Here is a 26891-nt window from a genome sequence, read left to right as displayed (position 1 = left end):
TTTCAGGGATGGGCGATTCGCCCATTTTTTTTTATTTGCACAGCATGCACAAACATGCACGAGGGGGTTCAGGTGTCGAGCAAGCTAGAACAGTTGCAGGCCTTGTTGGCCCCGGTGGTCGTGGCCCTTGGCTATGAATGCTGGGGTATTGAGTTCTCGGCTCAAGGTCGCCACTCACTGTTGCGCGTTTATATCGATAAGGAAGGCGGCGTGTTGGTGGATGATTGCGCCATCGTCAGCCGTCAGATCAGCGGTGTACTGGATGTTGAAGATCCAATCACCTCCGAATACACCCTTGAAGTTTCCTCGCCTGGCATGGAGCGCCCCCTGTTCACACTTGAACAGTTCGCTTCGTTTGCCGGTGAACAAGTGAAGATCAAGCTGCGCTCGCCTTTCGAAGGTCGACGCAACTTCCAAGGCCTTCTGCGCGGTGTAGAAGAGCAGGACGTCGTGGTGCAGGTAGATGACCATGAGTTCCTGTTGCCGATCGATATGATCGACAAGGCCAACATTATTCCCAGTTTTGACTGATACGTGCCAGATACTGCGGATCCCGCGGATCCAATGGCTTGCGAAAGGCGAGGCGTACGATGAGCAAAGAAGTACTGCTGGTTGTTGAGTCGGTATCCAATGAAAAGGGCGTACCGGCTAACGTTATTTTTGAAGCGCTGGAGCTGGCTCTGGCCACTGCTACCAAGAAGCGGTTTGAAGACGAAGTTGATTTGCGTGTGGAAATCAATCGCCACACCGGTGCCTACGAGACTTTCCGTCGCTGGACGGTGGTCGAGGAAGCCGACCTGGATGATCCGGCTATCGAAACCTGGCCGAGCAAGGTTGCAGAAACGCATCCGGGCGCCAAGGTTGGTGATGTAGTAGAAGAAAAAATCGAGTCCATCGAGTTCGGTCGCATCGCTGCACAGACTGCCAAGCAGGTTATTGTGCAGAAAGTTCGCGAAGCCGAGCGCGCGCAAGTCGTCGACGCTTATCGCGAGCGCCTGGGGGAAATCATCTCCGGCACCGTGAAAAAAGTGACCCGCGACAACGTGATCGTCGACCTGGGCAACAACGCCGAAGCGTTGCTGGCTCGCGAAGACATCATCTCTCGCGAAACTTTCCGGGTTGGCGTGCGTTTGCGTGCGCTGCTCAAGGAAATCCGCACCGAGAACCGCGGCCCGCAGCTGATCCTGTCGCGTACCGCGCCGGAAATGCTGATCGAGTTGTTCCGCATCGAAGTGCCGGAAATTGCTGAAGGCCTGATCGAAGTCATGGCCGCCTCCCGTGATCCGGGATCGCGTGCCAAGATCGCGGTCCGCTCCAAGGACAAGCGCATCGACCCGCAAGGCGCCTGCATCGGCATGCGTGGTTCGCGTGTCCAGGCCGTATCCGGCGAGTTGGGCGGCGAGCGCGTGGACATCGTCCTGTGGGACGACAACCCGGCTCAGTTCGTGATCAATGCCATGTCGCCTGCTGAAGTGGCGGCAATTATCGTCGACGAAGATGCCCACGCCATGGACATCGCCGTTGGCGCAGACAATCTGGCTCAGGCCATCGGTCGCGGTGGTCAGAACGTGCGTCTGGCCAGCCAGTTGACTGGCTGGACCCTGAACGTGATGACCGAATCGGACATCCAGGCTAAACAGCAAGCTGAAACCGGCGACATCCTGCGCAACTTCATCGACGAGCTTGAAGTCGATGAAGAGCTGGCGCAGGTGCTGGTGGATGAAGGCTTTACCAGCCTGGAAGAGATTGCCTACGTACCGGTGGAGGAAATGCTCAACATCGACGGCTTTGACGAGGAGATCGTCAACGAGCTTCGCGCTCGGGCCAAGGATCGTTTGTTGACCAAAGCCATCGCTACTGAGGAAAAGCTGGCAGACGCCCATCCGGCCGAAGACCTGCTCTCGCTTGAGGGCATGGACAAGGATTTGGCGATGGAACTGGCGGTGCGCGGCGTAATTACCCGCGAAGACCTGGCCGAGCAGTCTATTGACGATCTGCTCGACATCGACGGCATTGACGATGATCGTGCCGGCAAGTTGATCATGGCCGCCCGAGCCCACTGGTTCGAGTAATTAGGCGCGGCCTGAGGAGAGAAGTGCATGACGCAAGTCACGGTGAAACAACTGGCCGATGAGGTCAAAACACCGGTAGAGCGCCTGTTGCAGCAGATGCGTGAGGCAGGTCTGCCGCACACCGCCGCCGAGGAACATGTGACCGACAGTGAGAAGCAGTCCCTGCTGACTCACCTGAAGAGCAGTCACAAGGCGAAAGTGGAAGAACCGCGCAAGATCACTCTGCAGCGTAAAACCACCAGCACCCTGCGTGTTGCCGGTAGCAAAAGCATCAGCGTTGAAGTACGCAAGAAGAAAGTCTTCGTACAGCGCAGCCCGGAAGAAATCGAAGCCGAGCGCAAACGCGAACAGGAAGAACGTCGCGCAGTAGAAAATGCTGCTCGTCAGAAGGCTGAAGAAGAAGCCAAGCGTCGCGCCGAAGAAGAAGCGCGTCGCCAGCCTGCTGCTGCGCAAGCTGCTCCGGTAGAAGCCGTCGAGGCTGTTGCCCCGGTAGCCGAACCTGTGCGCGAAGCTGCTCCAGTCGTGGCTGCGGCTGCGGCTCCAGCCGATACTCGCAAGCGCGACGAACAGCGTCGTCCGGACAAACCACGTGCCGACGACAACCGTCGTGGCAGTGGCGATGGCGAGCGCAAGAACGCGCCTCATCGTGCTTCGGTCAAGGAAAAGGCACCAGCGCCACGCGTTGCACCACGTACCACCGACGAGGAAAGCGATGGCTTCCGTCGTGGCGGTCGCGGCAAGGCCAAGCTGAAGAAGCGCAACGCCCACGGTTTCCAGAGCCCTACCGGCCCTGTCGTGCGTGAAGTGAAGATCGGCGAGACCATCACTGTGGGCGATCTGGCCCAGCAGATGTCGGTCAAGGCTGCTGAAATCATCAAGTTCATGTTCAAGCTGGGTACGCCAGCCACCATCAACCAGGTACTGGACCAGGAAACTGCCCAACTGGTTGCTGAAGAGCTGGGCCACAAAGTGACCCTGGTCAGCGACACCGCCCTGGAAGATTCCCTGGCCGAGTCCCTGAAGTTTGAAGGTGAGGCGGTTTCCCGTGCTCCGGTCGTGACCGTCATGGGTCACGTTGACCACGGTAAAACGTCCCTGCTCGACTATATTCGTCGTGCGAAGGTTGCGGCAGGTGAGGCTGGCGGCATTACCCAGCACATCGGCGCTTACCACGTTGAAACCGACCGCGGCATGGTGACGTTCCTCGACACCCCGGGTCACGCCGCGTTTACCGCGATGCGTGCCCGTGGTGCCAAGGCGACCGACATCGTGATCCTGGTGGTTGCAGCGGACGACGGCGTGATGCCGCAAACCATCGAAGCCGTTCAGCATGCCAAGGCAGCTGGCGTGCCGCTGGTGGTTGCGGTGAACAAGATCGACAAGCCGGGCGCCGATCTCGATCGCATCCGCAGCGAACTGTCGGTCCACGGCGTGACCTCCGAAGAGTGGGGTGGCGACACTCCATTCGTTCCGGTCTCGGCGAAGATGGGTACCGGCGTTGACGAACTGCTCGAAGCCGTTCTGTTGCAGGCCGAGGTTCTGGAACTGACCGCTACGCCTTCGGCTCCAGGCCGTGGTGTGGTCGTTGAATCGCGCCTCGACAAGGGCCGTGGCCCGGTTGCGACCGTCCTGGTTCAAGACGGTACCCTGCGCCAAGGCGACATGGTGCTGGTCGGTTCGAACTACGGCCGTGTACGTGCCATGCTCGACGAGAACGGCAAGTCCATCAAGGAAGCAGGTCCCGCTATCCCGGTCGAGATCCTCGGCCTGGACGGCACCCCGGATGCTGGCGACGAGATGAGCGTTGTGGCTGACGAGAAGAAAGCCCGTGAAGTGGCTCTGTTCCGTCAAGGCAAGTTCCGCGAAGTCAAACTGGCTCGTGCTCACGCTGGCAAGCTGGAAAACATCTTCGAGAACATGGGTCAGGAAGAGAAGAAGACGCTCAACATCGTCCTCAAATCCGACGTCCGTGGCTCGCTGGAAGCGTTGAACGGCGCCTTGAATGGCCTGGGTAACGACGAAGTGCAAGTGCGTGTGGTCGGTGGCGGTGTCGGTGGTATCACCGAATCCGACGCCAACCTGGCTCTGGCCTCCAACGCTGTACTGTTCGGCTTCAACGTGCGCGCCGATGCCGGCGCTCGCAAGATCGTCGAGCAGGAAGGCCTGGATATGCGTTACTACAACGTGATCTACGACATCATCGAAGACGTCAAGAAAGCGTTGACCGGTATGCTGGGCAGCGACGTCCGGGAGAACATCCTGGGTGTGGCCGAAGTTCGCGACGTGTTCCGTTCGCCGAAGTTTGGTGCCATCGCCGGTTGCATGGTGATCGAGGGTGTTGTTCACCGTAACCGTCCGATCCGTGTACTGCGTGAAGACATCGTGATCTTCGAAGGCGAGCTGGAATCCCTGCGCCGCTTCAAGGATGACGCTTCCGAAGTACGTGCCGGCATGGAATGCGGTATTGGCGTCAAGAGCTACAACGACGTCAAGGTCGGCGACAAGATCGAAGTCTTCGAGAAGGTCCAGGTTGCTCGCAGCCTCTGACTCGCGCACTTCAAGAGCTGCACCGGGTAGCCGCATTAACATGCGCTGCTTCGTTGGCAGACTCTAAACGCAACGCCCGGTCTGGCTTTTGCCAGGCCGGGCGTTTGCCGCTTTCAGACCTCGCGGGTTTCACCGTGGGGCAGTAACAGGTAACAAGACATGGCAAAAGAATACAGCCGTACCCAACGAATCGGCGATCAGATGCAGCGTGAGCTGGCCCAACTGATCCGTCGCGAAGTCAAAGACCCGCGCGTCGGCCTGGTCACCATTACCGCAGTGGAAGTCAGTCGTGACGTCGGTCATGCCAAGATTTTCATCACCGTGATGGGCCAGGATAGCGCCGAAGAAATCGCCCAGAGCATCAAGGTGCTCAACTCGGCCGCCGGCTTCCTGCGTATGCAGCTGGCCCGGGAGATGAAGCTGCGCAGCGTCCCACAGCTGCACTTCCACTATGACGAAAGCGTCGTGCGTGGTGCGCATCTGTCGGCCCTGATCGAACGCGCCGTGGCTGAAGACAGCCAGCATCCGGTTGCGGCTGAACCCGAAGACACCAAGGAGTAATCGGTGGCTCAGGTCAAACGTATCCGTCGTAACGTCAGCGGTATCATCCTGCTCGACAAGCCGCTGGGGTTCACGTCCAACGCGGCGTTGCAGAAGGTTCGCTGGCTGCTCAATGCCGAAAAGGCCGGGCATACCGGTAGCCTCGATCCGCTGGCCACCGGCGTGCTGCCGCTGTGCTTTGGCGAGGCGACCAAATTTTCCCAGTACCTGCTCGATTCCGACAAGGGCTATGAAACCCTGGCGCAACTGGGCAAGACCACCACCACGGCGGATGCCGAAGGTGAGGTTTTGCTCGAGCGCCCGGTGACCGTTGGTCAGGCTGATATCGAAGCCGTGCTGCCAGCTTTTCGTGGGCAAATCAGTCAGATACCGCCGATGTACTCGGCTCTGAAGCGTGATGGCCAGCCCTTGTATAAACTGGCCCGGGCAGGCGAAGTAGTGGAGCGCGAGCCGCGTTCTGTTACTATTGCGCGCTTGGAATTGCTGGCCTTTGACGGTAATACTGCGCGGCTGGCCGTGGATTGCAGCAAGGGCACCTATATCCGGACCCTGGTGGAGGATATTGGTGAACAGCTCGGCTGTGGCGCGTACGTGGCAGAATTGCGACGGACCCAGGCCGGGCCTTTCACGTTGGCCCAGACGGTCACGCTGGAAGAGCTTGAAGCGGTACATGCCGAAGGCGGCAACGAAGCGGTCGACCGTTTCCTGATGCCATCGGACAGCGGCTTGCTGGATTGGCCGCTGTTGCAGTTCTCGGAACACAGTGCGTTCTACTGGCTCAACGGCCAGCCGGTACGTGCCCCGGATGCGCCGAAGTTCGGCATGGTCCGGGTGCAGGATCATAACGGTCGCTTCATCGGTATCGGTGAAGTGAGCGAAGACGGGCGTATTGCGCCGCGTCGACTGATTCGGTCGGAATGACCGGAACCAGCCTGCGTAACAGCAGGTTGGCGAGTGTGGCTGTTAACAGGCACGGTCACTACTCATTTATAGATACAGGGATTTGTCCCTGGCCTGTTGAAGCTGTTTCCTTGAAACAGTTTCCTGACTAAAAGGATTGCCTCATGGCTCTCGACGTTCAAGAAAAAGCTCAAATCGTAGCTGACTACCAGCAAGCTGTTGGTGACACTGGTTCGCCAGAAGTGCAAGTTGCACTGCTGACCCACAACATCAACAAACTGCAAGGTCACTTCAAGGCCAACGGTAAAGATCACCACTCCCGTCGTGGTCTGATCCGCATGGTAAACCAGCGTCGTAAGCTGCTGGACTACCTGAAAGGCAAGGACGTGAGCCGTTACAGCGCTCTGATCGCTCGCCTGGGTCTGCGTCGCTAATCAGCGATTGCGCTAGAGGTTGGTGGTCTGTCGTACGTCAGTGGGTTTCCCGCTGGCGCATGGCAGGCTCCCAGCCTCAAGTTTTATCTGGATACACGTTTTACCCTGGACAGACGTCGGGCCGATTCCCGCCATTGCCCAAGAATTTCGCAAGAAGACAAGTTCCCCAAGAGCCACAAAGAAGGTAGGACACCGTGAACCCGGTAATCAAAAAATTCCAGTTCGGTCAGTCGACCGTTACCCTCGAGACTGGCCGTATCGCCCGTCAGGCCTCCGGCGCAGTGCTGGTCACCGTTGACGACGACGTCAGCGTATTGGTGACCGTTGTCGGTGCCAAGCAAGCCGATCCAGGCAAGGGCTTCTTCCCTCTGTCTGTTCACTACCAGGAAAAGACTTACGCTGCCGGTAAGATCCCTGGCGGTTTCTTCAAGCGCGAAGGCCGTCCTTCCGAGAAAGAAACCCTGACTTCCCGACTGATCGACCGTCCGATCCGTCCGCTGTTCCCAGAAGGCTTCATGAACGAAGTGCAGGTTGTCTGCACCGTCGTCTCCACCAGCAAGAAAACCGATCCGGACATCGCTGCGATGATCGGTACCTCGGCTGCCCTGGCGATCTCCGGCATTCCTTTCGATGGCCCGATCGGTGCTGCCCGCGTTGCGTTCCACGAAAGCACCGGCTACCTGCTGAACCCGACCTACGAGCAACTGAAGGCTTCGAGCCTGGACATGGTCGTGGCCGGTACTTCCGAAGCCGTGCTGATGGTTGAATCCGAAGCCAAAGAGCTGACCGAAGACCAGATGCTGGGCGCCGTGCTGTTCGCCCACGACGAGTTCCAGGTGGTGATCAACGCCGTCAAGGAACTGGCCGCCGAAGCCGCCAAGCCAACCTGGACCTGGGCTCCGCAAGCCGAAGCCACCGAGCTGCTGGGCGCGATCCGTGCCGAGTTCGGCGAAGCGATCTCCCAGGCCTACACCATCACCGTCAAGGCCGACCGTTATGCGCGCCTGGGCGAGCTGAAAGACCAGGTCGTTGCCAAGCTGTCCGGCGAAGAAGGCCAGCCATCGGCCAGCGACGTCAAGGCCGCTTTCGGTGAAATCGAATACCGCACCGTTCGCGAAAACATCGTCAACGGCAAGCCGCGTATCGACGGTCGCGACACCCGTACCGTACGTCCGCTGAACATCGAAGTCGGCGTTCTGCCAAAGACCCACGGTTCGGCACTGTTCACCCGTGGCGAAACCCAGGCGCTGGTCGTTGCAACATTGGGCACCGCCCGTGACGCGCAACTGCTGGACACCCTGGAAGGCGAGAAGAAAGACCCGTTCATGCTGCACTACAACTTCCCTCCGTTCTCGGTGGGCGAGTGTGGTCGCATGGGTGGCGCCGGTCGCCGCGAAATCGGTCACGGCCGTCTGGCCCGTCGTTCGGTCCAGGCCATGCTGCCTGCCGCTGACGTGTTCCCGTACACCATCCGCGTGGTATCGGAAATCACCGAGTCCAACGGTTCGAGCTCGATGGCTTCGGTCTGCGGCGCTTCCCTGGCCCTGATGGACGCCGGTGTGCCGATGAAGGCTCCGGTTGCCGGTATCGCCATGGGTCTGGTCAAAGAGGGCGAGAAATTCGCCGTCCTGACCGACATCCTGGGTGACGAAGACCACTTGGGCGACATGGACTTCAAAGTGGCCGGTACCGCCAAAGGCGTCACCGCACTGCAGATGGACATCAAGATCAAGGGCATCACCGAAGAGATCATGGAAATCGCCCTGGGCCAGGCCCTGGAAGCGCGCCTGAACATCCTCGGTCAGATGAACCAGATCATCGGTCAGTCCCGTACCGAACTGTCGGAAAACGCTCCGACCATGATCGCGATGAAAATCGACACCGACAAAATCCGTGATGTCATCGGTAAAGGCGGCGCGACCATCCGTGCGATCTGTGAAGAAACCAAGGCTTCGATCGACATCGAAGACGACGGTTCGATCAAGATCTTCGGCGAAACCAAGGAAGCGGCAGAAGCAGCACGCCAGCGCGTCCTGGGTATCACCGCAGAAGCCGAGATCGGCAAGATCTACGTCGGCAAGGTTGAGCGCATCGTCGACTTCGGCGCGTTCGTCAACATCCTGCCGGGCAAGGACGGTCTGGTTCACATCTCCATGCTGAGCGATGCTCGCGTCGAGAAAGTGACCGACATCCTCAAAGAAGGCCAGGAAGTGGAAGTGCTGGTACTGGACGTGGACAACCGCGGCCGTATCAAGCTGTCCATCAAGGACGTCGCAGCAGCCAAGGCATCGGGCGTTTAATCACCCCTTCGCCTGACCGCTGAACAAGCAAACGCCCCGACTGGTTCGGGGCGTTTTGCTGTGTGGTGAAAATCCCTGTGTCGCGGGTTGCCTGGCCACAGGGGACGATGCTAGGTTTAGCCACCGCCCGTGTAGCTCAGTCGGTAGAGCAGCGCACTCGTAACGCGAAGGTCGCAGGTTCGATTCCTGTCTCGGGCACCATTCCCCTCGTTATTTCACTTTCCTGCTCAGATCCTCGACCGTGCGTTTGAGCTGATCCATCTCGCGATCCTGATCGCTGAGCTCCCGTTTCAGGGACGAAATCTCGCTGTTGCTCGAACTCGAACTGGAGCCGCTATTGCGCTTGAGTTCTTCCACTTGCTTGCCCAGATCGTTCAGGTCGCGTTCCTGTTCCTTGATGGTGCGCTTGAGCTCGTCGATTTCCTTGCTGCTGGAGGTGGAGCTGGAGCCACTGTTGCGCTTGAGTTCTTCGATCTGACGGGCCTGCTCGCTGAGGACGCGTTTCTGGTTTTCCAGTTCTTCAGCATTGTTCTTTACGGTTTTTGGCAGGTTTTCCAAGGCGCTGACGCTGACATTGGTCTTGACGAGTACGTACTTATCAAATCGGTCATAACGAAGGGCAGGAATAGCGTCGTCGGAAGACGGCCCATCAGAGGAGACTTCAACAGCTGCTTGGGCAGCGTCGACCAAAGTCAGGCTGCCGAGCAGCAAGGTCGCGGTAGCAAGCCGGGTCAACGAACGTTTCGAAAAGCTGCGCATCACTGGGGTTCCTTGTGAAGTGCCGGCATGGCACATGGCTATGACTGGTTATTTTGACAGATGTTCCCAGGCTCTCCTGGTTTCTCATGCGCATGGTTTTTTTTGTGGGATAGATGTAAAGAACCGTGTAAATCGTCGGCAAAACGTCCTATATTCATTGCCTGCATGTGCATCGCCCAGCAGTTTTCAGATGATCCCCGAATGGTTCTGAAGGCCAGATAGACCGGGCTTCACACGGTTTTTTTGCGTCAGAGAGATCCTTGATGATCCAGATCCATCTTCCATTCCCCAGATCAACGAGAACGCCATGACTGTTAAAGAATTGACCCAGGAAGCCAGGCACGAAGAAGCTCTGAAAAAGTACGTGTTGGATGCGCCCCAGTTGCTGGAAGAGATCAAGGACTTGTCTGCCGACGATCAGAAAGACCAGATCCAATGGGCGTTCGAGGACGAGGCCGAAGCCCAGGGGCTGCAGCCTTGGGAGTTGACGCTCAAGTACACCAGCACGCCTGAAGAATTCGAGACGCAGCGCCTTGCATTGCACAAGGAAGCGGCCGAGGTGCTGGGTGTGGAATGGGATGAGTACTGCGAGATGAACAATCTGGTGGTCTGAACAAAACGCCAGCCTTTCAAGGCTGGCGTTTTTTGTTGTCAGAGGCTCAAGCGCATCGACAGATCCACTGCCTTCACATCCTTGGTCATCGCGCCGATCGAGATGTAGTCCACCCCGGTCTCGGCAATCGGGCGCAACGTGCTTTCGTTGATCCCGCCGCTGGCTTCCAGCTTCGCCTTGCCGCCATTGAGGCGTACGGCTTCACGCATGTCGTCCAGGCTCAGTTCGTCGAGCATGATGATGTCGGCGTTGGCCGCCAGTGCTTCTTTCAATTCCGCCAGGCTTTCCACTTCGACTTCCACCGGTTTGCCCGGTGCGATCTTGTGGGCGGCGGCGATGGCCTGGGCGATCCCGCCGCAGGCGGCGATGTGGTTTTCCTTGATCAGGAAGGCATCGTACAGGCCGATGCGGTGGTTATGGCAGCCACCGCAGGTGACCGCGTACTTCTGGGCCAGGCGCAGCCCCGGCAGGGTCTTGCGGGTGTCCAGCAGCTTGACCTGGGTGCCGGCGACAAAGTCGGCCAGGTAACGGGCCCGCGTGGCAACGCCGGAAAGCATTTGCAGGAAGTTCAGCGCACTGCGTTCGCCGGTCAGCAGCGAGCGGGCCGGGCCTTCCAGATGGAACAGCGCTTGATCGGGGTTGACCCGGTCGCCGTCGCGCACTTGCCAATGCACCGCGACACGCGGGTCCAGTTGCCGGAACACGGCATCGACCCAGGCCGTGCCACTGATGATCGCCGCGTCGCGGGTGATGATGGTGGCCTTGGCCAGGCGTTCGGCGGGGATCAGTTGCGCGGTGATGTCGCCGCTGCCGATGTCTTCAAGCAACGCACGGCGCACGTTGGCTTCGATTTCGGCGGTCAGATCGGCGAGGCGTAGATTCGGCATAACGGGCTCCACAAACAAAGTGGCCTGATTATAGGGTGTCGAAACCTGCATTTGGTCGCGTCCTCGCAACATTTCCTCATTTCCCCGGTCACTTATTGCGCCGTATTTCGAGATGGATCACAGAGTGTGCTGGTGCGACAGGGTTGTTTTACCCGATAATCCGCCTTTCGATTGACGTCATAGCTTTGACGTTATGAGCCGCAGAAAACCGTTTCAGGAGGCCAGGATGCACAACGACGGGAATGTAGTGCCTTTGCACAAGGTCGCTACCGATCAGGCGAATCCTTCGCCGCTCGCCCGCCTGCCTGTGATTCTGCTTCAGGTTCGCGACAAGGCCGCCCAGCAGTTGCGCCTGGGTTTGCAGGGGCTGTTCGATAACGCCGACGACACCTTGTTTGAAATGGCCGACCGGGCGCGCGACGACGTCGAGCAGAACCTGTACTTCGAGGCCATGCGGGACCTGCGCCTGAAGCGCAAAAGCATCGAACGTGAATTTATCGAGCAGTTTTTCGAGACTTTCGTCAGCCTCGCCCAATACGACTTGACCCACACCAGCTTGGCGCCGAACCTGGCAGACAGCCCAATCCAGCGCTCCCAGGACGACCTGGAGCGGCAACTGGCGGTCGAGGCGATGGTCACTCGGGTGCTCAGGCGCGATGGCGTGTCGCTGGAACAACTGACGGCACGGCTCAGTGTGCTGCTGGCCCGCCCGCTGGCCAATCAGCACAATCCCTTGAGCCCGGCATTGCTGTGCGAGAAGTTCCTGCAGGCCGGGCGCAACCTGGGCGTGGAAATCAAGGTCAAGCTGATCCTGCTCAAGCTGTTCGAGCGTTATGTGCTCAGCGATTGCGACCAACTCTATACCGAGGCCAACCAGTTGCTGGCCGCCACCGGCATCCTGCCAGAGCTCAAGGTTACGCTGGCGCGCCGGGCGTCGGATCGCACCGAGGATAGCCCCAGGCCCAACGCCGAGATGGCTGCCAAGCCCAGCGATGCCGAGGTTGATGACAGCGTGCAGGAAGTGTTCGCCGCCTTGCAGAAGCTGTTGATGCAGGTGCGTGGCACTGTGGCGCCGACCCTGGAACCCAGCGTGCCGCCCCAGCCGATTTCCACCCGTGACCTGCTGCGGCTGCTCTCTCATTTGCAGCAATACGTGCCTGCACCTACCGTTCACGACGAGTTCGATTTGCGTAGCCAGCTCGAACAGCTGTTGACCCGGGTCAGCGTCAGGAGTGGCAAGTCTCGCGTGGTCGAAGGCGCCGATGAAGACGTGATCAACCTGATCTCGATGATGTTCGAATTCATCCTCGACGATCACAACCTGCCAGACTCCTTCAAGGCCCTGATCGGCCGCCTGCAAATCCCGATGCTCAAGGTCGCGGTGCAGGACAAGAGTTTCTTCAGCCGTGGCAATCATCCCGCCCGGCGGCTGCTTAACGAAATCGCAGCCGCGGCCATGGGCTGGGGTGATTGCGACGATCATCAGCGCGACAGCCTCTACCTGCGCATCGAGCAGGTGGTGCAGCGCTTATTGAATGATTTTGTCGATGACCCGGCGATCTTCTCCGAACTGCTGGCCGACTTCCTGGCCTTCACCAGTGACGAGCGGCGCCGCAGTGAGCTGCTCGAACAGCGCATCCGCGATGCCGAAGAGGGCCGGGCCAAGGCCGAACTGGCGCGCCAGCGCGTCGAAGGGGCGCTGAACCAGGTGATGTTGGGCAAAGTCCTGCCGCAAGCCGTGGTGGAGTTCGTGCAACACGCCTGGAGCCAGGTGTTGCTGCTGACGTGCTTCAAGCATGGCAAGTATTCCGCCGAGTGGCAGGCCGACGTCTTGACCCTGGAGCAATTGATCTGGAGCGTCCAGCCTCACGATGAATCCGATGCCGGCCTGCGTTTGCTGGCGATGGTGCCCGAACTGCTCAAGGCCCTGCGTGAAGGCTTGAGTCGCTCGGCGTTCGATCCGTTCGCCACCAGCGAGTTTTTCAGTGAACTGGAAGCCCTGCATGTGCAGGCGCTCGAACGCACGGGCCAAACGACGGAACAGGCCCAGTCGTTCACTTCACCGGTCATGGTCGAGGTGCTGGAAAAAATCGTCTTGCGCCCCCCTCAAAAGTCGGCGGGGGAGAGCGTGGCGGTGCATTTGCCCGCCGATGACGTGGGCCTGCTGCAGGTCGACCAGTTGCACCTGGGAAGCTGGGTCGAGTTCCAGGAGGACGATGACAACACCTTGCGTTGCAAGCTGGCGGCGATCATCGAGGCCACCGGCAAATACGTCTTCGTCAATCGTACCGGCCTCAAGGTGCTGGAGCACAGCCGCACCAGCCTGGCTCTGGAGTTTCGCCGTGGCGCGGCGCGGCTATTGGACGACACCCTGCTGTTCGACCGCGCGCTGGAGTCGGTGCTGGGCAATCTGCGCCAGCTCAATCGCGGCAAGTGATCGCGCTGCCCGGTCCGATCACGGCATACTGGCGGCATTCACCGTCGTCATCGAAGGAACCTGTATGCAGTTGGACTCCGCGAGCGGTTGGTGCGAGGGGATACGTCATTGCCCATCGCCCAACTTCAATGCGCGCCCCGAAGGCGAAATCTCCCTGCTGGTGATCCACAACATCAGCCTGCCACCGGCACAATTCGCCACGGGCAAGGTGCAGGAATTCTTCCAGAATCGTCTGGATGTCACGGAACATCCCTACTTTGTCGGTATCGCCGACCTGCGCGTCTCTGCGCATTTTCTGATCGAGCGTGACGGCGCCGTGACCCAGTTTGTCTCTTGTCTGGATCGTGCGTGGCATGCGGGTGTCTCGTGCTTCGAGGGGCGTGAGACCTGTAACGATTTTTCCCTGGGCATCGAGCTTGAGGGCACGGATGATCTGCCGTTCACCGATGCGCAATATGCCGCGTTGGTGGACCTGACCCGGCAGTTGCAAGCGGCGTTCAGGGCGATCACTGTGCAGCGTATCTGCGGGCACAGCGACATCGCACCGGGGCGCAAGACCGATCCGGGACCGGCATTCGACTGGGTGCGCTACCGCGCGGCCCTGACAGAAGGGGAAGGACAATGAGTTTTCTGGTGTTGCTGCTGGCCGTCTGGATCGAGAAGTTCTCGGCCTTGCGCCAGCGGGTCCAGCGCGACGGCGGTTGGCTGCACGAGCTGAGCAAGCTCGAGGCGAGCCCACGTTGGGTCAACCGACCCTGGCTGGTGCTGACGGTGATGGTTTTGCTGCCCGTGGCGCTGCTGGCGTTGCTGCTGTGGGTGCTGGAGCCGGTGGCCTACGGTCTGTTGGCGCTGCCGGTGCATTTGCTGGTGGTGATTTACAGCCTGGGGCGCGGTGATCTGCTGGCCGGCCTCGGGCCGTTTCGCGACGCGTGGCGTCGGGAAGACCTGCAAGCGGCGGCCCATGTCGCCAAGCGCGACCTGGACATTGAAGCCAATGACGGTGAGCAGTTGCTGGAGCGGGTCCAAGGGCATTTGTTGTGGCAGGCCTACCAGAGCTTTTTCGCGGTGATTTTCTGGTATTTCGTGTTGGGCCCGGTCGCGGCCCTGAGTTATCGACTGCTGGCGCTGGCCGCCGAGCACAGCCAGAACCCCGGTGTGGCCGAGCGGGCCGCGCAAATGCGCCATGCCTTCGATTGGGTGCCGGTGCGGTTGCTGGCGGCGAGCTTCGCCCTGGTGGGCAATTTCGTCGCGGTCAGCCGGGTCATGCTGCATGAGCTGCTGAACTGGAACATCAGCGCCGCCGACCTTATCGACAAGGTCGGCCTGGTGGCAGGCGAGATCCCCCGGCCCGTCGCCGGCCCGGACGGTATCAACAGCCTGGACCGTCTCTGGGAACTGCTGCTGCGTGCGGCGCTGCTCTGGTATGCCGGGTTTGCCTTGTGGACGGTGTTGGCCTGAGAGCAACCAACACATTTCCTTGTGGCGAGGGATTCTGTGGGAGCAAGGCTTGCCCGCGATACAAGCGATGCGGTCTTTCAGAAATCGAGGCGCCTGCATCGCGGGCAAGCCTTGCTCCCACAGATAAATCCCCTCCCACAGCTGAACCGTGTCAGTCCTTCTCGTTAACCTTAAGTTACAAATCTCCCCGCCGATTTAGGCTATACAGGGACAGCGCCCGAATAGTGGCTTTCTGCTGTCTCCGTGCGCGAACTCATAACAATAAGAACACTACCGGGAGACTTCCTTGTGAAGAGTTTGCTCTGGCCCGCCGTCGCGCTGATGAACCGCCTGAGCTTCGGCATGAAGTTCAGCCTGATCAGCGTGCTGTTCCTGTTGCCAATGCTGGTAACCAACTTCTTTCTGGTGCGCGATTCCTATCGGGAATTCCAGGGCACGCAAGTGGAGCTGCAAAGCCTCGACCTGCTGGGCAGCAGCCTGGTCCTGCGCCGCGACCTGGAAACCCTAAATAACCTGGTGCAGATCAACGCCAGCCTGGGTCAGTCCGGCAAGGCCGGTGATGTCGAAGCGAAGATCGGCAGCCTGGAACAACAGGTCCTCGCGCGGCTGCAAGGCATGACTCCCGTGGCCATCGAGCCAGAGCAGGTCAGTGCCTTCGAGGCCAAGCGCGACGAAATGATCGGAGCTTTCAAGGCCCAGCAGGCCGAAAGCTCGCTGCAGAGCAAAAGTGCGCTGATCGGCAAGTTGCTCAACAGCGCCCAGATGTTCGGCCAGCTCATCGCCAGCCAGGCGGGGCTGAGCCGCGACAACCAGAGCGACATCCGCCAGCTCAGCGAGTTGATCATCGGCACGACCCCCAAGGTCACCCAGATTCTCGGCGAAGGCCGGGCGCTGGGCGCGTCCTCGTTGGGGCTGGGGTTTCTCAACTCGGCGTCGAGCACCCGCTTCGACGAGTTGCTGGCGCAGATCGAAAAGCTCCAGGGCGAATATGACTTGAAACTGCAGGATGCCTTGGGTTCCAGCAAGGCCGCCGGGCAGGCCCTTGCCGATCAGGCCAATGGCAGCAAGAGCACCCTCAAGAAGGCCAGTGAACTGATTGAAGAGCAGGTAGTGATGGCCGACACGCTCGATGCGCCATGGCCGGCATTTTATGAGCAAGTCAGTGGCCTGATGGAGCAGACCTATCGGCTGAACGAGGCGACCCAGGGCTTTCTTGGTGTGCAGTTGCAGCAGCGTCTGGAGCAGAACCGCAGCCACATGGTGCTGCAAGCCGTGGCGCTGGTGCTGGTGTTCCTGTTGATTTTTTACCTGTACGCCGGTTTCTACGCCTCGACCCGCACCACGCTCCAGCACCTGGGCCAGATGATGGACAAGGTGGCGGCGGGGGACATGACGGTCAATTTTGTTGCCCGCAGCAAGGATGAGTTGGGCGAATTGGGTGAAGTGTTCAACGGTACGGTGGCGAAGATCCATGACCTGATCGAACAGGTCGGTCGCACCGTCGCCGAAGTCGAACGCCAGGCCGGGCAGGTGGAAACGGTATCGGCCCAGAGCAACCAGGCCGTCGCCGGCCAGCGCAGCCAGATCGAACTGGTGGCCACGGCGATGAACCAGATGTCGGCCACGGCCCAGGAGGTTGCCCGCAGTGCCGCTGCAGCTGTGAGCAGTGCCCACAGCGTGAACGACGAAACCCTCAGTGGGCGCGGGTTGGTGGAATCCCAGCAGGGCAGCATCGCCCGCTTGGCCAGCGAGATCGACCAGTCCGTGCAGGTGATCAATCAACTGGCGACCGACAGCCAGGCCATCAGTCGCGTGCTGGATGTGATCAAGAGCATCGCCGAGCAGACCAATCTGCTGGCCCTCAATGCCGCCATTGAAGCGGCCCGGGCCGGTGAGCAGGGGCGCGGCTTTGCGGTGGTGGCCGATGAGGTGCGGACCCTGGCCAAGCGAACCCAGCAATCGACCGAAGAAATCGAAGCGATGATCACCCGTCTGCATGGTGGTGTCGGCGCTGCGGTCAAGGCGATGGGCACCAGCCATGAGATGGCCAGTGGCACGGTCAGCCAATCGGAAAAGGTCCAGCAGGCCCTGGAGAATATCCTCGGCGCCGTCGGCATGATCGTCGACCAGAACCAGCAGATCGCCGCCGCGGTAGAGCAGCAGACGGCGGTGGCCCATGACATCGACCAGAACATCGTCGAGATCAACCGCGCCGGCGAACGCACCGCCGAAGGTGCCCACCAGACCGAAGACGCCAGCCGCGAATTGTCTGCCCAGGTGGTGCAGCTCAAGCAGTTGATCAATGCGTTTCGGGTGTGATTCCCAGGGCCCACCACCGATCCAATGTGGGAGCGAGCTTGCTCGCGATAGCGGAGTGTCAGGCAACCTATTTGTCGACTGATGGGACGCTATCGCGAGCAAGGGATCACCAGTTGAACAGTCGGCGCGCGTTGGCCGTGCTGGCCTCGGCCAGTTGCTCGGCGCTGATCGCCATGATCCCGGCCAACGCCTCACAAATCGCCGGCAAATGCGCCGGGCTGTTCCGTTGGCCGGGGAACATCGCCGGGGCCATGTCCGGGGAATCGGTTTCCAGCACCACCGCGTCCAGCGGCAATTTCGCCAGCACCCGGTGCATGCGCAAGGCCTGGGGCCAGGTCGCGGCGCCGCCCAGGCCGAGCTTGAAGCCGAGCTTGATGTACTCGCGGGCCTCTTCAAAACTGCCGGCGAAGGCGTGGATGATTCCTGCGCGTTTGGGGGCCATGCGCTTGAGCGTTGCGATCACGTCGGCATGGCTGCGACGCACATGGATCAGCGCCGGCAGCTCGAACTCCACCGCCAGTTGCAGTTGTGCTTCGAACAGCGCCTGCTGGCGTTCGCGGTCCAGGGTCGGGATGTAGTAATCCAGGCCGATTTCCCCCACCGCACACAATTGCCGGTGTCCGGCCAGGCGGCTCAGCCACTCGCGCAGTAGCGCCACGTCGTCGGGTCGGTGCTGATCGAGATACACCGGGTGCAGGCCCAGTGCGGCATGCAGGTCCGGGTCGCTTTGCACCAGGTCCCAGACCCGCTGCCAGTTGTCCCGGTACACGCCCAGTACCACCATTTGCCGCACGCCCACTGCGCGGCTTTCGGCCAGCAGTGCCGGGCGGTCCGCGTCAAAGTCTGGAAAATCCAGGTGGGTATGGGTATCGATCAACTCCATGCATCAATCCTGAAGAAGCTTCAGCCCTGGTGAATACGCTGCTTGAACGTCCGCGCGATGGCCTGCACGCCTGGCTGGTAGTCATCGTTTTCGATGGCCGCCAGGGCCAGCTCCAAGGCTTTTTCGGCGATCAGTTGGTGCTGCTGGGACATGGCATTGACCGGTAGCGGCAGGAAGTCCAGCAGCTGCGTGTCACCAAACGTGCCCAGGCGCAACGGCCGCGACTTGAGCGGGAAATCGTGGAGGGCGTCGAACACCCCTTGCAGCAGCACGTAGGACGTGGTGATCAGCGCATCAGGCAGATGCCCCAGGCGTGCGAGCATTTCATCCATCAACTGGCGACCGCATTCACGGCTGAACGACTCGCCATGCTCGATCAGTACCTGGCCCTCGAACCCGGCCAAGGCTTCGCGAAAACCGGCGGTCCGTTCCTGGCTGATGCTCAACTCGGGACGAGCGCTGATCAGCGCGATTTGCCGAGGGTGGGTCTGCAGCAGGCTGCGCGTCAGTTGCAGGCTGGCCTGGCGGTCGTCGCTGATCACCGAGCAGAATCGCGCAGGGTCCATGACCCGGTCGATGGCGATGATCGGAATGCCCTTGGCCTGCAACTGCAGGTAGCTGTCGTCGCCGGCCGGCAGGCAACTGGCGACGATCAGCGCATCGCAGCGCCGGGCGCGGAACAACTGCAACAGTTGCCGTTCGCTGTCGGGTGCGTCGTCGGAACTGGCGATCAGCAACTGGTAGCCCCGCGCCCGCGCCCCTTGTTCCAGCAGCTTGGCGATGCGTGCGTAACTGGGGTTTTCCAGGTCTGGCAGGATAAAACCCAGGGTGCGGGTGTGGCGACTGCGCAGCCCGGCGGCCTGGGGATTGGGCGTGAAGCCGTGTTCCAGGACCACCGCCCGCACCCGTTCGACGGTGGCGCTGCTGATGCGTTGCTGTTCGGCCTTGCCGTTGATGACATAGCTGGCGGTGGTCACGGACACACCGGCCAGTTGGGCAATATCACTGAGTTTCAACCCGGTTTTCCTTGTTTTTTCGAGTTAGCCCCGACAATAAGGGCCATCCTACCCGATTCAAGCCGACGGTCACCGTCCAAGCGCTTACGACAAGTTGCACTTCAAGGATGAGAGATTATCGAGTAACGTGCCAATCTTTCTAGATTAAACGTTTCAGCAAGCGTATTTTCAAGGCTAGCAGGATTTTTGGCCCTTCTGCCGTGATCACGCCAAAAATCATCCTGCAACGCTAAGCTGATTCATTCAAAACAATACCTGGCGCCAACCGGACGCCAAAAAGGAGAAAGCATGCTCGAGCTCACTCTAGAGCAGATATCCATGGCTCAGACGGCTGTGGATAAAGACGCTGCACTGCAACTGCTCGCCGACAAACTGGTGGCCGATGGCTTGGTGGCTGAGGGTTACCTCGCCGGCTTGCAGGCTCGCGAAGCCCAGGGCTCGACCTTTCTTGGCCAAGGTATTGCCATCCCCCATGGCACTCCGCAGACCCGCGACCTGGTTCATTCGACCGGTGTGCGCCTGCTGCAATTCCCCGAGGGTGTGGATTGGGGCGATGGTCAGATCGTCTACCTGGCGATCGGTATCGCGGCCAAGTCCGACGAACACCTGCGCCTGCTGCAACTACTGACCCGCGCCCTCGGCGAGACCGACCTGGGCCAGGCCCTGCGCCGTGCCGGTTCCGCCGAAGCGTTGCTGAAGCTGCTGCAAGGCGCGCCGCAGGAGCTGGCGCTGGATGCCCAGATGATCGGTCTTGGTGTGTCGGCTGACGATTTTGAAGAACTGGTATGGCGCGGCGCCCGCTTGCTGCGCCAGGCCGATTGCGTGAGCAATGGCTTTGCCGGGGTGTTGCAGCAAGTCGATGCGCTGCCCTTGGGCGATGGCTTGTGGTGGCTGCACAGCGAACAGACCGTCAAGCGTCCGGGCCTGGCGTTCGTCACACCGGACAAACCCATCCGCTACCTGGGTCAACCGTTGAGCGGGCTGTTCTGCCTCGCCAGCCTCGGCGAAGCTCACCAGGCCCTGCTGGAAAGGCTCTGCGCCTTGCTGATCGAAGGCCGCGGCCACGAACTGGGTCGCGCCACCAGCAGCCGCAAGGTGCTGGAAGTGCTCGGCGGCGAATTACCCGCCGATTGGCCCAGCGCGCGCATCGGCCTGGCCAATGCCCATGGCCTGCATGCACGCCCGGCGAAGATCCTCGCCCAGTTGGCGAAAAGCTTCGAAGGCGAGATCCGCGTGCGCATCGTCGATGGCCAGGACAGCGCCGTGTCGGCCAAGAGCCTGAGCAAACTGTTGAGCCTGGGCGCCCGTCGCGGCCAGGTCCTGGAGTTCATCGCCGAGCCGAGCATTGCCGCCGATGCGTTGCCGGCCCTGCTGGCGGCCATCGAAGAAGGCCTTGGCGAAGAAGTCGAACCGCTGCCGCCACCGAGTGCGCCGCGGGAAACCGTGATAGCCGAAGTGGCGACTGTCGTGTTGGCGCCCGAATCCGGCAGCCTGATCCAGGCCGTCGCCGCCGCCCCGGGCATCGCCATCGGCCCGGCCCACATCCAGGTATTGCAGGCCATCGATTACCCGTTGCGCGGTGAGTCGGCGGCCATCGAGCGCGAGCGCCTGCAAAACGCCTTGAGCCAGGTGCGCCGTGATATCCAAGGGTTGATTGAGCGCGCCAAGGCCAAGGCCATCCGCGAGATCTTCATCACCCATCAGGAAATGCTCGACGACCCGGAGCTGAGCGACGAAGTCGACACCCGCTTGAAGCTGGGCGAGAGTGCGCAAGCGGCGTGGATGGGGGTGGTTGAAGCCGCCGCGAAAGAACAGGAAGCCTTGCAGGACGCCTTGCTGGCCGAACGTGCCGCCGATCTGCGAGACGTCGGCCGTCGTGTGCTGGCGCAACTGTGCGGTGTCGAAACCCCAAACGAACCCGATCAACCCTACATCCTGGTGATGGACGAAGTCGGTCCGTCCGACGTGGCCCGCCTGGACCCGACGCGGGTGGCGGGGATTCTCACCGCCCGTGGCGGCGCCACCGCCCACAGCGCCATTGTTGCCCGGGCCTTGGGCATTCCAGCGCTGGTGGGTGCCGGTGCCGCGGTGTTGCTGCTGGCGCCGGGCACGTCCTTGTTGCTGGATGGCCAGCGCGGTCGCCTGCACGTGGACCCTGACGCCGCTACCTTGCAACGGGCAGCAGAGGAACGCGACACCCGCGAGCAGCGCCTCAAGGTCGCCGCCGAGCAGCGCCACGAACCGGCGCAGACCCGTGACGGTCATGCCGTGGAAGTGTTTGCCAACATCGGCGAAAGCGCTGGTGTTGCCAGCGCGGTGGAGCAGGGCGCCGAAGGCATTGGCCTGTTGCGCACCGAACTGATTTTCATGGCCCATACCCAGGCGCCGGACGAAGCGACCCAGGAAGCCGAATACCGCAAGGTGCTCGACGGTCTGGCCGGTCGACCGCTGGTGGTGCGCACCCTCGATGTCGGCGGCGACAAGCCGCTGCCGTACTGGCCGATCGCGAAAGAAGAAAACCCGTTCCTCGGCGTGCGCGGCATCCGCCTGACCTTGCAGCGTCCGCAGGTCATGGAAGCGCAACTGCGTGCCCTGTTGCGCTCGGCGGACAACCGTCCGTTGCGGATCATGTTCCCGATGGTGGGCAGCGTCGATGAATGGCGCCAGGCCCGGGACATGACCGAGCGCCTGCGCCAGGAAATCCCCGTGGCGGACCTGCAACTGGGGATCATGATCGAAGTGCCGTCCGCCGCGTTGCTGGCGCCGGTGCTCGCCAAGGAAGTCGATTTCTTCAGCGTCGGCACCAACGATCTGACGCAATACACCCTGGCGATCGACCGTGGTCACCCGACCCTTTCGGCCCAGGCCGATGGCCTGCACCCGGCGGTGCTGCAACTGATCGACATCACCGTGCGCGCTGCCCATGCCCATGGCAAATGGGTCGGTGTGTGTGGCGAACTGGCGGCCGACCCGCTGGCGGTGCCAGTGCTGGTGGGCCTGGGTGTGGACGAACTGAGTGTATCGGCCCGCAGCATTGCCGAGGTCAAGGCGCGGGTCCGCGAATTGAGCCTGGCGCAAGTACAAACCCTGGCCCAAGAGGCTTTGGCCGTGGGCAGCGCCGATGACGTGCGCGCATTAGTGGAGGCGCTGTAATGGCGAAGATTCTTACCCTGACCCTCAACCCGGCGCTCGACCTCACGGTGGAGTTGGCGCGCCTGGAGCCGGGGCAGGTCAACCGCAGCGACGCCATGCACGCCCACGCCGCCGGCAAGGGTGTGAACGTGGCTCAGGTGTTGGCCGATCTCGGCCATACGCTGACGGTCAGTGGTTTTCTGGGCGAAGACAATGCCCAGGTGTTCGAGACGCTGTTTGCCCAGCGTGGTTTTGTCGATGCTTTTATCCGTGTCCCCGGCGAAACTCGCAGCAATATCAAACTGGCCGAGCAGGACGGACGCATCACTGACCTCAACGGCCCCGGCCCGGTGGTTGATGAAGCCGCACAGCACGCCTTGCTTGCGCGTCTTGAGCAAATCGCCCCCGGTCACGACGTTGTCGTGGTGGCGGGCAGCTTGCCCCGGGGCGTCAGCCCGCAGTGGTTGCAGGCCTTGATCACGCGCTTGAAAACACTCGGCCTGAACGTGGCCCTCGACACCAGTGGCGAAGCCTTGCGCGTCGCCCTGGCGGCGGGGCCGTGGCTGATCAAGCCGAACACCGAGGAACTGGCCGACGCGCTGGGTTGCGAGGTGGTGAGCGAAGCGGCCCAGGCGCAAGCGGCGCAGCGCCTGCATGCCCAGGGCGTCGAACATGTGGTGATTTCCCACGGCGCCGATGGCGTGAACTGGTTCAGTGTCGGTACGGCGCTGCATGCTTCGCCACCCAAGGTCAGCGTCGCCAGCACCGTGGGTGCCGGGGATTCGCTGCTGGCGGGCATGCTGCACGGTCTGCTCAGCGCCGACACCCCGGAACAGACGCTGCGCACCGCCACGGCCATCGCCGCCATGGCGGTCACGCAGATCGGTTTTGGCATCCACGACACCGCGTTGCTGGCGTCGCTTGAACAGGGCGTGCGCGTGCGCCCCCTGACAGAACAATAAGAGGGTTAGCAAGAATGAAACTAGCCATTGTGACGGCCTGCCCCAACGGCATGGTCACCAGTGTGTTGTGCGCCCGCCTGCTGGACGCCGCGGCGCAGCGCCAGGGTTGGAGCACCAGTGTTGAAGTCCATGACACGGCCCACCCGGAAAGCCAGTTGTCGGCGGCGACCCTCGAAGCGGCCGAATGGGTCCTGCTGGTTGCCAGCGGCCCGATGGACATGTCGCGCTTCGTCGGCAAACGCCTGTTCCGCAGCACCCCGGCCCAGGCCCTGCAAGACGTCGATTCGGTGCTGCGTCGCGGCGCCGAAGAGGCCGAGGTTTTTCTCGCCTCGGATGTCGTGGAGGAGGTACCTGCGGTGTCGACCGAGCGTGCGCCGCGCCTGGTTGCCATCACCGCATGCCCAACGGGCGTTGCTCATACCTTCATGGCCGCCGAAGCATTGCAGCAGGCAGCGAAGAAGCTCGGCTACGACCTGCAAGTGGAAACCCAGGGTTCGGTCGGTGCGCGCAATCCGTTGAGCGCCGAGGCCATCGCCGAGGCGGACGTGGTGCTGCTGGCGACTGACATCGAGGTCGCCACCGAGCGTTTTGCCGGCAAGAAGATCTACCGCTGCAGCACGGGCATCGCCTTGAAACAGGCCGAAGCGACGCTGAACAAAGCGCTGGTCGAAGGTCGTCAGGAAAGCGCGTCGAGCGGTGCCAGCGCCCCGGCCAAATCGGAGAAGACCGGCGTCTACAAGCACCTGCTGACGGGCGTGTCGTTCATGCTGCCGATGGTGGTGGCCGGTGGTCTGTTGATCGCCTTGTCGTTTGTGTTCGGCATTACCGCCTTCAAGGAGCCCGGCACGCTGGCGGCCGCGCTGATGCAGATCGGCGGCGACACCGCGTTCAAATTGATGGTGCCGCTGCTGGCTGGCTACATCGCCTATTCCATCGCCGACCGTCCGGGCCTGGCGCCGGGGATGATCGGTGGGATGCTGGCGAGCACCCTGGGCGCCGGTTTCATTGGCGGGATCATCGCCGGTTTCCTGGCCGGTTACGTGGCCAAGGCGATCAACCGCTACGCGCGCCTGCCCCAGAGCCTGGAAGCGCTCAAGCCGATCCTGATCATCCCGCTGCTGGCGAGCCTGGTCACCGGCCTGGTGATGATCTACATCGTCGGCAAACCGGTGGCGGGCATGCTCGAAGGCCTGACTCATTTCCTCGACAGCATGGGCACCACCAACGCGATTCTGCTGGGCGTGCTGCTGGGGGCGATGATGTGCGTCGACCTCGGTGGGCCGATCAACAAGGCCGCCTACGCGTTTTCGGTGGGGCTGCTGGCTTCCCAGAGTTATGCACCGATGGCCGCGACCATGGCCGCCGGCATGGTGCCGCCGATTGGCCTGGGTATCGCCACCTTCATCGCCCGGCGCAAATTCGCCCAGACCGAGCGCGAGGCCGGTAAAGCCGCGCTGGTGCTGGGGCTGTGCTTCATCTCCGAAGGGGCGATTCCGTTCGCGGCCAAGGACCCGCTGCGGGTGATCCCGGCCAGCATCGCCGGCGGCGCGCTGACCGGTGCGCTGTCGATGTACTTCGGCTGCAAGCTCATGGCCCCCCACGGCGGCCTGTTCGTGATGCTGATCCCCAACGCCATCAACCATGCATTGTTGTACCTGCTGGCGATCGTGGCGGGGAGCCTGCTGACGGGGGTGGCGTATGCGCTGCTCAAGCGGCCGGAAGTGGTGGAGATGGCGTTGGAGCCGGCCAAGGCCTGATCACTGCTGTGCCTACTGTGGGAGCGAGCCTGCTCGCGATAACGGAGTGTCAGACAGCCTGTTTGTCGACTGATACACCGCTTTCGCGATCAGGCTCGCTCCCACATTTCGTTCTGCTGAGTTCATGAGGTCCTGTCACACCCACTTCACAGAGCCATGCTTAAGTTTCCCCATTTCAAGGGAGAACACCATGAGCGAATTCGACCTGGGCCGCCGTCGTGTGATGCAAGCCGTGGGGGCGGGGTTGTTGTTGCCGGGGCTGGCGCCGGCGGTGATGGCTTCGGTCAAGGATCGGCCGGTGCTCACCGACGGTGTGCAGTCTGGCGACTTGCAGGGCGACCGGGCGATGATCTGGAGCCGCAGCGACCGTCCGGCGCGGATGGTGGTGGAGTGGGACACCCGCAGCAAGTTCAGCAATCCCCGCCGCTTCGTCTCGCCCATGGTCGACGCCCGCAGCGATTTCACTGCCCGGGTCGAACTCACCGGGCTGCCCCGCGACCAGGCGATTTTCTACCGGGTGCATTTCGAAGACGCCCAGAGCGGTGTCGCCAGCGAACCCTGGCTGGGTCACCTGCGCAGCGTGCCGCAGTTCAAGCGCAACATCCGTTTTGTCTGGAGCGGCGATACCGTCGGCCAGGGCTTCGGCATCAACCCGGACATCGGCGGCATGCGCATCTACGAAGCCATGCGCCTGCGTCTGCCGGATTTCTTTATCCACAGCGGCGACACCATCTACGCCGACGGCCCGGTGCCGGCGCAAATCACCACCGAGGGTGGACGCATCTGGCGCAACCTCACCACCGAAGCCAAGAGCAAGGTCGCCGAGACCCTGGATGAGTATCGCGGCAACTATCGCTACAACCTGATGGACGAAAACGTTCGTCGCTTCAACGCCGAAGTGCCGCAGATCTGGCAGTGGGACGACCATGAGGTGGTCAACAACTGGTCGCCGGGCAAGCAACTGGACGAGCGCTACCAGACCAAGGATATCCACAGCCTCGTGGGGCGCGCGCGACAAGCCTGGCTGGAATACGCGCCGATGCGTCTGCAGAAGGCCGACGGCGGCGGACGGATCTACCGCAAGCTCGGTTACGGGCCGCTGCTGGATGTGTTCGTGCTGGACATGCGCAGCTACCGCGAAGCCAACGACGCCAACCTCGGCGCGGCCAAGCCGTTCCTGGGGCGTGAGCAGTTGAATTGGCTCAAGCGTGAATTGAAGCAATCCCGTGCCCAATGGAAAGTCATCGCCGCCGACATGCCCATCGGCCTCGGTGTGCCGGATGGCGAGGTCAGCCCCGGCGTGCCGCGCTGGGAAGCGGTCGCCAACGGTGACCCGGGCGCGGCCCAGGGGCGTGAACTGGAGATCGCCGAACTGCTCGGCTACCTGCGCAAGCATCAGGTGCGCAACTACGTCTGGCTCACCGCCGATGTCCACTATTGCGCCGCCCATCATTACCATCCTGAACAAGCCGCGTTCCAGGATTTCGAACCGTTCTGGGAGTTTGTCGCCGGGCCGTTGAACGCCGGCAGCTTCGGGCCCAATGCCCTGGACAAGACCTTCGGCCCCGAAGTGGTGTTCCAGAAAGCTCCGCCGGCCCAGAACACCTCGCCGTTTGCCGGGTATCAGTTCTTTGGCGAGGTGAACATCGACGGGCCAAGCGGGGAGATGAGCGTGGTGCTGCGGGATCTGGAAGGTGTGGCGGTGTTCGAGAAGAAGTTGCAGCCGGTTTGACTGTCAGTCGCGCCAGGAACCTCTGTGGGAAAAGCCACTGTGGGAGCAAAGCTTGCTCGCGATAACGGTACATCTGTCAATAAATGGCTGGCTGACAGTCCGCTATCGCGAGCAAGCTTTGC

The 26891-nt window shown here is 61.5% G+C and carries 20 protein-coding genes, 1 tRNA gene and 1 pseudogene; 18 read left to right on the top strand and 4 right to left on the bottom strand.

Translation table 11 applies throughout. The features are described 5' to 3' along the window. Nucleotides 1-72: 72 nt before the first annotated feature. From rimP to AB4O09_RS26475, 8 genes are all read left to right on the top strand, one after another. On the top strand, nt 73-531 hold the full coding sequence (gene rimP / locus AB4O09_RS26510; protein ID WP_013692254.1) for a ribosome maturation factor RimP: 459 nt from the start codon (nt 73-75) through the stop codon (nt 529-531). Between the two features lie 59 nt (nt 532-590). Continuing rightward, the gene (gene nusA, locus AB4O09_RS26505) at nt 591-2072 is read left to right on the top strand and encodes a transcription termination factor NusA (RefSeq protein WP_003197716.1); all 1482 of its coding nucleotides are present in this window, start codon (nt 591-593) and stop codon (nt 2070-2072) included. A gap of 27 nt (nt 2073-2099) precedes the next feature. Then, entirely contained in the window at nt 2100-4619 is a 2520-nt protein-coding gene (gene infB / locus AB4O09_RS26500) for a translation initiation factor IF-2 (RefSeq protein ID WP_003197719.1), read from the top strand. A 159-nt stretch (nt 4620-4778) separates the two neighbouring features. Beyond that, complete coding sequence (rbfA, locus tag AB4O09_RS26495; protein WP_003177871.1) at nt 4779-5180, top strand: 30S ribosome-binding factor RbfA; 402 nt, start codon at nt 4779-4781, stop codon at nt 5178-5180. Between the two features lie 3 nt (nt 5181-5183). Further along, on the top strand, nt 5184-6101 hold the full coding sequence (gene truB, locus AB4O09_RS26490) for a tRNA pseudouridine(55) synthase TruB (protein WP_003197722.1): 918 nt from the start codon (nt 5184-5186) through the stop codon (nt 6099-6101). Nucleotides 6102-6244: 143 nt separating this feature from the next. After that, complete coding sequence (rpsO, locus tag AB4O09_RS26485; RefSeq protein ID WP_003197723.1) at nt 6245-6514, top strand: 30S ribosomal protein S15; 270 nt, start codon at nt 6245-6247, stop codon at nt 6512-6514. A 194-nt stretch (nt 6515-6708) separates the two neighbouring features. After that, entirely contained in the window at nt 6709-8814 is a 2106-nt protein-coding gene (gene pnp, locus AB4O09_RS26480; RefSeq protein ID WP_003197725.1) for a polyribonucleotide nucleotidyltransferase, read from the top strand. Nucleotides 8815-8939: 125 nt separating this feature from the next. After that, a tRNA-Thr gene (locus AB4O09_RS26475) sits at nt 8940-9015 on the top strand. A 9-nt stretch (nt 9016-9024) separates the two neighbouring features. On the opposite strand, the gene AB4O09_RS26470 is transcribed toward AB4O09_RS26475, so the two are convergent. Beyond that, nucleotides 9025-9573 carry a hypothetical protein gene (locus AB4O09_RS26470; RefSeq protein WP_003197727.1) on the bottom strand — a complete coding sequence of 183 codons (549 nt, stop codon included), beginning with the start codon at nt 9571-9573 and terminating at the stop codon, nt 9025-9027. A 307-nt stretch (nt 9574-9880) separates the two neighbouring features. Here AB4O09_RS26470 and AB4O09_RS26465 point away from each other — a divergent pair, with 307 nt between their 5' ends. After that, the gene (locus AB4O09_RS26465; RefSeq protein ID WP_003197729.1) at nt 9881-10186 is read left to right on the top strand and encodes a DUF6388 family protein; all 306 of its coding nucleotides are present in this window, start codon (nt 9881-9883) and stop codon (nt 10184-10186) included. A gap of 38 nt (nt 10187-10224) precedes the next feature. Here AB4O09_RS26465 and nadC read toward each other — a convergent pair whose 3' ends face one another. Continuing rightward, complete coding sequence (nadC, locus tag AB4O09_RS26460) at nt 10225-11073, bottom strand: carboxylating nicotinate-nucleotide diphosphorylase (protein ID WP_003197731.1); 849 nt, start codon at nt 11071-11073, stop codon at nt 10225-10227. Between the two features lie 226 nt (nt 11074-11299). On the opposite strand from nadC, the gene AB4O09_RS26455 reads away from it, so the two are divergent. From AB4O09_RS26455 to AB4O09_RS26435, 5 genes and pseudogenes are all read left to right on the top strand, one after another. Next, on the top strand, nt 11300-13510 hold the full coding sequence (locus AB4O09_RS26455; RefSeq protein WP_013692255.1) for a DUF1631 domain-containing protein: 2211 nt from the start codon (nt 11300-11302) through the stop codon (nt 13508-13510). 64 nt (nt 13511-13574) lie between these two features. Then, complete coding sequence (ampD, locus tag AB4O09_RS26450; RefSeq protein ID WP_003197735.1) at nt 13575-14135, top strand: 1,6-anhydro-N-acetylmuramyl-L-alanine amidase AmpD; 561 nt, start codon at nt 13575-13577, stop codon at nt 14133-14135. Further along, entirely contained in the window at nt 14132-14968 is an 837-nt protein-coding gene (gene ampE, locus AB4O09_RS26445; protein ID WP_003197737.1) for a regulatory signaling modulator protein AmpE, read from the top strand. Before ampD ends, ampE begins: the two co-directional genes overlap by 4 nt. A 321-nt stretch (nt 14969-15289) precedes the next feature. Beyond that, nucleotides 15290-16381: pseudogene (locus tag AB4O09_RS26440) on the top strand (methyl-accepting chemotaxis protein); the annotation flags it as partial. Then, on the top strand, nt 16358-17287 hold the full coding sequence (locus tag AB4O09_RS26435) for a methyl-accepting chemotaxis protein (RefSeq protein WP_371103557.1): 930 nt from the start codon (nt 16358-16360) through the stop codon (nt 17285-17287). The pseudogene AB4O09_RS26440 and the gene AB4O09_RS26435, both read left to right, overlap by 24 nt. A gap of 106 nt (nt 17288-17393) precedes the next feature. Here AB4O09_RS26435 and AB4O09_RS26430 read toward each other — a convergent pair whose 3' ends face one another. Both AB4O09_RS26430 and cra read right to left on the bottom strand, forming a co-directional pair. After that, nucleotides 17394-18170: a TatD family hydrolase gene (locus tag AB4O09_RS26430; RefSeq protein ID WP_039010506.1), complete on the bottom strand. Its 777-nt coding sequence runs from the start codon at nt 18168-18170 to the stop codon at nt 17394-17396. Between the two features lie 20 nt (nt 18171-18190). After that, nucleotides 18191-19186 carry a catabolite repressor/activator gene (gene cra / locus AB4O09_RS26425; RefSeq protein ID WP_003197741.1) on the bottom strand — a complete coding sequence of 332 codons (996 nt, stop codon included), beginning with the start codon at nt 19184-19186 and terminating at the stop codon, nt 18191-18193. Between the two features lie 288 nt (nt 19187-19474). Between cra and ptsP the strand changes: the two genes are divergently transcribed. The 4 genes from ptsP to AB4O09_RS26405 all read left to right on the top strand — a co-directional run bounded on the left by ptsP (nt 19475) and on the right by AB4O09_RS26405 (nt 26769). After that, nucleotides 19475-22339, top strand: coding sequence for a phosphoenolpyruvate--protein phosphotransferase (gene ptsP, locus AB4O09_RS26420; RefSeq protein ID WP_003197742.1), 2865 nt, complete (start codon nt 19475-19477; stop codon nt 22337-22339). Then, nucleotides 22339-23280, top strand: coding sequence for a 1-phosphofructokinase (pfkB, locus tag AB4O09_RS26415; RefSeq protein WP_003197744.1), 942 nt, complete (start codon nt 22339-22341; stop codon nt 23278-23280). The genes ptsP and pfkB overlap by 1 nt, the downstream gene beginning before the upstream one ends. A 14-nt stretch (nt 23281-23294) precedes the next feature. Next, entirely contained in the window at nt 23295-25037 is a 1743-nt protein-coding gene (locus tag AB4O09_RS26410; RefSeq protein WP_027911982.1) for a PTS fructose-like transporter subunit IIB, read from the top strand. A gap of 190 nt (nt 25038-25227) precedes the next feature. Beyond that, nucleotides 25228-26769: an alkaline phosphatase D family protein gene (locus AB4O09_RS26405; protein WP_003197749.1), complete on the top strand. Its 1542-nt coding sequence runs from the start codon at nt 25228-25230 to the stop codon at nt 26767-26769. The last annotated feature ends 122 nt before the right edge of the window (nt 26770-26891 follow it).

The organism is Pseudomonas sp. H1_F01, assembly GCF_054681425.1.
The sequence above is the reverse complement of the archived record's forward strand: the minus strand, read 5'-3'. Positions and strand labels throughout refer to the sequence as shown.

Coding starts and splice junctions, on each gene's coding strand:
- nusA (WP_003197716.1), top strand. CDS start 591: ATGAGCAAAGAAGTACTGCTGGTTGTTGAGTCGGTATCCAATGAAAAG.
- infB (WP_003197719.1), top strand. CDS start 2,100: ATGACGCAAGTCACGGTGAAACAACTGGCCGATGAGGTCAAAACACCG.
- rbfA (WP_003177871.1), top strand. CDS start 4,779: ATGGCAAAAGAATACAGCCGTACCCAACGAATCGGCGATCAGATGCAG.
- rpsO (WP_003197723.1), top strand. CDS start 6,245: ATGGCTCTCGACGTTCAAGAAAAAGCTCAAATCGTAGCTGACTACCAG.
- AB4O09_RS26470 (WP_003197727.1), bottom strand. CDS start 9,573: ATGCGCAGCTTTTCGAAACGTTCGTTGACCCGGCTTGCTACCGCGACC.
- AB4O09_RS26465 (WP_003197729.1), top strand. CDS start 9,881: ATGACTGTTAAAGAATTGACCCAGGAAGCCAGGCACGAAGAAGCTCTG.
- nadC (WP_003197731.1), bottom strand. CDS start 11,073: ATGCCGAATCTACGCCTCGCCGATCTGACCGCCGAAATCGAAGCCAAC.
- AB4O09_RS26455 (WP_013692255.1), top strand. CDS start 11,300: ATGCACAACGACGGGAATGTAGTGCCTTTGCACAAGGTCGCTACCGAT.
- ampD (WP_003197735.1), top strand. CDS start 13,575: ATGCAGTTGGACTCCGCGAGCGGTTGGTGCGAGGGGATACGTCATTGC.
- ampE (WP_003197737.1), top strand. CDS start 14,132: ATGAGTTTTCTGGTGTTGCTGCTGGCCGTCTGGATCGAGAAGTTCTCG.
- AB4O09_RS26435 (WP_371103557.1), top strand. CDS start 16,358: ATGACGGTCAATTTTGTTGCCCGCAGCAAGGATGAGTTGGGCGAATTG.
- AB4O09_RS26430 (WP_039010506.1), bottom strand. CDS start 18,170: ATGGAGTTGATCGATACCCATACCCACCTGGATTTTCCAGACTTTGAC.
- ptsP (WP_003197742.1), top strand. CDS start 19,475: ATGCTCGAGCTCACTCTAGAGCAGATATCCATGGCTCAGACGGCTGTG.
- pfkB (WP_003197744.1), top strand. CDS start 22,339: ATGGCGAAGATTCTTACCCTGACCCTCAACCCGGCGCTCGACCTCACG.
- AB4O09_RS26410 (WP_027911982.1), top strand. CDS start 23,295: ATGAAACTAGCCATTGTGACGGCCTGCCCCAACGGCATGGTCACCAGT.
- AB4O09_RS26405 (WP_003197749.1), top strand. CDS start 25,228: ATGAGCGAATTCGACCTGGGCCGCCGTCGTGTGATGCAAGCCGTGGGG.